The 560-nt window shown below is 36.8% G+C and carries 1 pseudogene; it reads left to right on the top strand.

From position 1 onward, the window contains the following. A pseudogene (locus AC1Z3S_RS20075) lies at positions 1-231 on the top strand (hypothetical protein); the annotation flags it as partial. Positions 232-560: the final 329 nt, after the last annotated feature.

Below are 560 nucleotides of genomic sequence, written 5' to 3'. Positions count from 1 at the left end.
ATTTACTTAAAAACAAAACGTGGCCGTGGCGGAGGGATTCAAGTTTCTACCCGGTCTGCGCTTATGCAAACCTTAATTCTTGTGAAACAGGAAGTGCAGCAAGCCTATCGTAAATCGATTTTAGCCCTATTTCCTGATTCGGGTAGGTTAGTAAATGACGTGCTGAAACCAGCGAAAAAACGTGAACAAGATGTGTTTCCAGTGTTGTTAGATTTAAGAGATACAAGTTAAGGTTAAATACGCAAACTGCCTTATACATTAATATTTCTTTGATACTTACGAGTGTTTGTAGGGGTATTTGTGCACCTATACGTTATGGGTATAGGTGTCTATGATTTCGAAGTAATCAATCCAATCCATATTTTGTGTGTAGAATGGAATAATTATTTTTTCATGGGTTCTTTCTGGCCTGAATTTTTTCTTTGACGATTCGCCAAAATACAATTCTATAGCAGTTTTAATTAGCTTAGTGACAGGTAACGTTACCTATGAACTGCTAGATTATTCCGTAGATTTTGATGGAAATAAACTCTCCTTTGTCCTAGCAAATGAGGCGATTA

It is taken from the genome of Enterococcus sp. LJL90, assembly GCF_056924355.1.
The sequence above is the reverse complement of the archived record's forward strand: the minus strand, read 5'-3'. Positions and strand labels throughout refer to the sequence as shown.